7 protein-coding genes are annotated in these 4,219 nt (G+C 69.1%); 4 read left to right on the top strand and 3 right to left on the bottom strand.

The window, feature by feature from the left end; translation table 11 throughout:
* Nucleotides 1-295, top strand: a 295-nt coding sequence (locus ACFV0Q_RS39050; protein ID WP_385012523.1) for a DM13 domain-containing protein, incomplete at its 5' end; no start/stop codon positions are given.
* Nucleotides 296-361: 66 nt separating this feature from the next.
* On the opposite strand, the gene ACFV0Q_RS39045 is transcribed toward ACFV0Q_RS39050, so the two are convergent.
* Nucleotides 362-937, bottom strand: coding sequence for a TetR/AcrR family transcriptional regulator (locus tag ACFV0Q_RS39045; RefSeq protein ID WP_385012521.1), 576 nt, complete (start codon nucleotides 935-937; stop codon nucleotides 362-364).
* A gap of 149 nt (nucleotides 938-1,086) precedes the next feature.
* Here ACFV0Q_RS39045 and ACFV0Q_RS39040 point away from each other — a divergent pair, with 149 nt between their 5' ends.
* From ACFV0Q_RS39040 to ACFV0Q_RS39030, 3 genes are all read left to right on the top strand, one after another.
* Entirely contained in the window at nucleotides 1,087-1,836 is a 750-nt protein-coding gene (locus tag ACFV0Q_RS39040; RefSeq protein WP_385012519.1) for a DUF2306 domain-containing protein, read from the top strand.
* 79 nt (nucleotides 1,837-1,915) lie between these two features.
* Nucleotides 1,916-2,578 (top strand): MBL fold metallo-hydrolase, encoded by a 663-nt coding sequence (locus tag ACFV0Q_RS39035; RefSeq protein WP_385012517.1) that lies wholly within the window; start codon nucleotides 1,916-1,918, stop codon nucleotides 2,576-2,578.
* Between the two features lie 182 nt (nucleotides 2,579-2,760).
* Nucleotides 2,761-3,339, top strand: coding sequence for a hypothetical protein (locus tag ACFV0Q_RS39030; RefSeq protein ID WP_385012515.1), 579 nt, complete (start codon nucleotides 2,761-2,763; stop codon nucleotides 3,337-3,339).
* A gap of 136 nt (nucleotides 3,340-3,475) precedes the next feature.
* Here ACFV0Q_RS39030 and ACFV0Q_RS39025 read toward each other — a convergent pair whose 3' ends face one another.
* Together ACFV0Q_RS39025 and ACFV0Q_RS39020 are read right to left on the bottom strand one after the other, a co-directional pair.
* On the bottom strand, nucleotides 3,476-3,934 hold the full coding sequence (locus tag ACFV0Q_RS39025; RefSeq protein ID WP_385012513.1) for a MarR family winged helix-turn-helix transcriptional regulator: 459 nt from the start codon (nucleotides 3,932-3,934) through the stop codon (nucleotides 3,476-3,478).
* A gap of 66 nt (nucleotides 3,935-4,000) precedes the next feature.
* Nucleotides 4,001-4,219, bottom strand: a 219-nt coding sequence (locus ACFV0Q_RS39020) for a hypothetical protein (RefSeq protein WP_385012512.1), incomplete at its 5' end; no start/stop codon positions are given.

Below are 4,219 nucleotides of genomic sequence, written 5' to 3'. Positions count from 1 at the left end.
GGCGGTGGCAGGCCTGGGCGAACGCGGCGGCCGCGGGTTCGAGAACGGGCGTGACGGGGACGAAGCGGCGCGGACGAGTATGGGGCGGGCCCGGGTGACGGAGGGGACGGACGGTTGGCGGGTGTTCGACGACGGCGGGTACGTGAGCCTGGGCAAGCTCAAGGGCAACCAGGGCAACCAGAACTACGGGATCCCGGCCGACGTGAACCTGGCCGACTTCCCCAGCGTCACCATCTGGTGCGACCGCTTCGACGTCTCCTTCGGTGCCGCGGCATTGACCTCCGGCGCGGCATGACAAGGCAGGGCGACAGCTCCGATCCGCTCGGCACGGGCAAGGAGGCATGAGAGACGGGCGGCACGGCTAGAGCCCGAACATCGCCGACAGGGTGCTGGTGGCGAGGTCTTCGGGAGGTTCGTCCATGCCGAACCTCTGGTGGGGTTGGCGCAGGCTGAGCACCGCGAGGCCGTGCAGGGTGGCCCAGACGGACCTGGCCATCAGCTCCGGCGAGGGCTTCTCGGGAATGAGCGCGGCCGCCTGTGCGTCGGCGACGGCCTCCAGGAGTACCTCGAAGGAGTCGTGACCGACCGGGTCGGCGCCCGGCCCGCTGCGGAACATGGTCACGAACAGGTCGGGGTGGTCGTGTGCGAAGCGTACGTACGCCCCGCCCAGCCGCAGTAGCCGCTCGCGCGCGCCGGCCGTGTCCGCCGCCGTCGCCTTGAGGCTCTCGTACAGCGTGGCGTAGCCCTGCGCGGCCACCGCGGCCAGCAGTTCGTCCTTGCCGCTGAAGTGACGGTAGGGCGCGGCGGTGCTCACACCGGCCCGGCGGGCGACCTCGTTGAGGCTGAACTGCTCGTGCCCTCGTTCGGCGAGGATCTCCCGGGCCCCGTCGATCAGCGCCTGACGCAACGCGCCGTGGTGGTACGTCGTCCGTGCCATCTGCCGTCCCTCCTTGTCGGCCCCGCCGGCCACCAGCACTCCGCGAGCCCTGCGGGAAACTCCGACGCTTTCCATGTTACCGATTCTAACATCGGCTGTTATGTTAGAGCCGTTCACATCGAAGCAGCGTGAGGACACGAGGAGTTCGGATGGCTTCCATCGCACGTCCCGCACCCACCGAAGGGCGTCCCCGGCCGGGCCGTTCGCAGTGGAGTTGGGCCTGGGTGGCCCTCTCCTCGCTGGCGATCGCCGGCTACTTCGTGGGCCAGTACGCCCAGGGCACCCTCGACGCCCTGGCGCACCAGCACGTCGGGCTCGCGGACAGCTACGCCTCCCGGGCGCTGCCGATCCGCGTGGCCTTCTACGTCCACGTCGTGTCCGCCGGGCTGGCGCTCGCGCTCGGGCCATGGCAGTTTTCCCAGCGACTACGCAACCGCCGCATACGACTTCACCGCGCGATCGGGCGCACGTACATGGTCAGTGTCGCGATCGGCGCGGTCTCCGCGTTCGTGATGTCGATGTTCAGCTCGGTGGGCCTGCTGGGATTCTTCGGCTTCGGCTCGCTGGCAGTGCTGTGGGGCTGGACGGCATGGCGCGGCTACAAGGCCGTCCGCACACGTGACATCCGCAGCCATCAGGCCTGGATGATCCGCAACTTCGCCCTCACCTACGCGGCGGTCACCCTGCGACTCTGGTTCGGCGTGCTGATCTTCGCCCAAGTGCCCTTCGCACACGGCCCGGACCCGTTCGACGCCATCCTGACCCAGGCCTACGCCCCCCTGCCCTTCCTGTGCTGGCTGCCCAACATCGTCATCGCCGAGTTCATGATCCGCCGCCGCGGCCTGCCGGCACTGCACCTCACGACGTCGCCCACGACCGTACGGCCAGCGGGCAGTTGACCCCCGCACGACAGCCCGCCGGCCGCAGAGCCACCAGCACCCCTCCAAATCCCACAACGCCATCACTCCGGGAGAAGCCATGACCGTCTACACCGTCAAGAACCTCGCCTCGTCCGCCTTCCTCGTCACCAACGAGAACGGCGCCATGATCGTGGACACCGGCGTCGCCGGGCGCGCCCCCGCGATGCTCCAGCAGATCGCCGACGCCGGCCTGCGCCCCTCCGACGTCAAACTCATCCTGCTCACCCACCACCACGCCGACCACAGCGGTTCGGCGCTGGAACTGCGGGAGGCCACCGGAGCCCCCATCGCCATCCACCGCGACGACGCCGGCCAGCTCCGACGCGGCGGCCGCGTCGACCTCCAGCCCACCAGCCTGATGCCCCGCCTCATGAAGGTCATGCTGGCCAAGGCCGAAATCCCGGCCATAGAACCCGACATCATCCTCACCGACGAAGAGGACCTGACCCGGCACGGCGGCATCGGCCGGTCCTTCGTCACCCCCGGCCACACCCCCGGGTCCGTGTGCGTACTGCTCCCCGACCACAGCATCCTCGCCGGCGACGCCCTCTCCGGAGGCATGATGCGAGCGCGCATGGCCCGCAAGCCGATGTTCGCCACCGACCTGGACGCCGCCGCACGCAGCATGCGCGCCATCGCGGACCACGCACCGACCACGGTGTACGTCGGCCACGGCGGCCACCTGACGGCGCCGTCCGTCGCAGCACTCAAGACCGTGTGACACCACCACCCGGCCTCACCGGCTCCGTCTGAGGCGAACCCCTCAGGCGGAGCACGCGCCTGTCACTGGGGCGTCGACCGTACGGGCTGACGCCGGACAGAACAACCCAGCTGATCAATGTCAGTGACCTGCGGTTCGCTTCGGCGGTGGCGATGACCAGGAGGACGAGGCTGTCTTCATACATGGCCAGACCGCGATGGGTTACCCGGGCACGGCGGCTGGCCGGGCTCCGCGTGGTGGCGCTCGCTCTCTCGGTGGCACTGCTCACCGCGCTTCCCGGGCCGACGGTCGCGCGGGCGGAGGAACCTCCGGTCAGCGCCTGCCAGTTGGCCGATCCGGCCACGGCCTTCGACACGGAAGCGGCGACGGACGACACCACGACGGTGAACATCGGCTGCGTACAGGACGCCGCGACCACGCGGTGCAAGACGTTCTGGCTCGACAACTCGTGCGGTCTGCGGCGGGGGAGGCGGCGCCTCTGCTGCGCCGTCTCGCCGCTGTACTGCAGGATGTACCGGCTCACCCTCACCACCGGCGCGCTCATCCTCACCAAGAGCGGCCAAAAGGTGTGGTCCCATACCGCCCGTGGCGGCACACAGCTCAGACTCCAGACCGACGGCAACATCGTCGTTCACGACAAGGACGGCCACCCGAACTGGGCAGCCGGCACCAACAACAAGAATCCCGGCTGGCTAGCCCTCGGCACCGACGGGTCCCTCCGCCTCTACAACGCCGCAGGACAGCAGATCTGGGCCGCCTGACGACAACCCCGGCAGACCTCACCGCTGTCGGTCACCTCGATCGGTCCCCAACCGGCCGGGCCGCAAGCCGATGACATGACGCGCCTCTGACCACAGTGCCCGCTACCACGAACCGTGCAGGGGAGAAGGGCGGCGCTCACCTGCGGGTGACATTCGCCGTGATCAGGCGGAGCAGATGTCTGGCAGTGGCGTCCTGCTCCGGAGTCAGGTTCATCGCATCACCGATGGCCAGCGGGACGGTGCGGGCCTTGCCCTGGAGGTCCGCACCAGCCTCGGTGAGGCGCACCGCAACCGAACGCTCGTCGTCGACGCGCCGCTCGCGCAGGACCAGGCCGTTCACTTCGAGGCGCTTGAGCAGTGGGGAGAGCGTGCTGGACTCCAGCTGGAGCGCGGCGCCCAGGTCCCGTACGGAGAGGGATTCCCGCTCCCAGAGAGCGAGCATCACCAGATACTGCGGGTAGGTCAGTCCGAGTTCGTCCAGCAGGGGCCGATAGCTCGCCGTGACCGCGCGCGAGGCGGCGTAAAGGGCGAAGCAGAGCTGGTCCTCCAGCCTGAGCGAGTCGCTTTCCGCCCGCCCGGTCGTCGCCTTCTCCATGCCGCCGTTCCCTTTGCTTCCGCCTGGTCCGCTGCTGCCACCGGCCCGGATCCCCGGCTGCTCATCCTACTGTTCGAAGCGCACGCGACCATAGCGTGCTCGATTAAGTTGTGCACGACTCAATCGTGCACTATTTTTCTGCTGTGCCTGCCGGACGGTGGGCACGACGATCACCGAGGGCTGCCCGCCCTCGATGCCCCACGCTCTGGAGAGTCCGACATGACCGAGAAGAGTGCCCGTCCGGTGCTGGAGCCGGCTGCGGCCGCGTTCGCGGAGGCCACGGCG

Source organism: Streptomyces sp. NPDC059564 (assembly GCF_042735575.1).
Lineage (GTDB): Bacteria > Actinomycetota > Actinomycetes > Streptomycetales > Streptomycetaceae > Streptomyces.
This window is presented reverse-complemented; position numbering and strand designations above follow the sequence as displayed.

Bases quoted from the DNA above. Each gene is read 5' to 3' on its own strand.
- ACFV0Q_RS39045 (WP_385012521.1), bottom strand. From the start codon at position 937: ATGGCACGGACGACGTACCACCACGGCGCGTTGCGTCAGGCGCTGATC.
- ACFV0Q_RS39040 (WP_385012519.1), top strand. From the start codon at position 1,087: ATGGCTTCCATCGCACGTCCCGCACCCACCGAAGGGCGTCCCCGGCCG.
- ACFV0Q_RS39035 (WP_385012517.1), top strand. From the start codon at position 1,916: ATGACCGTCTACACCGTCAAGAACCTCGCCTCGTCCGCCTTCCTCGTC.
- ACFV0Q_RS39030 (WP_385012515.1), top strand. From the start codon at position 2,761: ATGGCCAGACCGCGATGGGTTACCCGGGCACGGCGGCTGGCCGGGCTC.
- ACFV0Q_RS39025 (WP_385012513.1), bottom strand. From the start codon at position 3,934: ATGGAGAAGGCGACGACCGGGCGGGCGGAAAGCGACTCGCTCAGGCTG.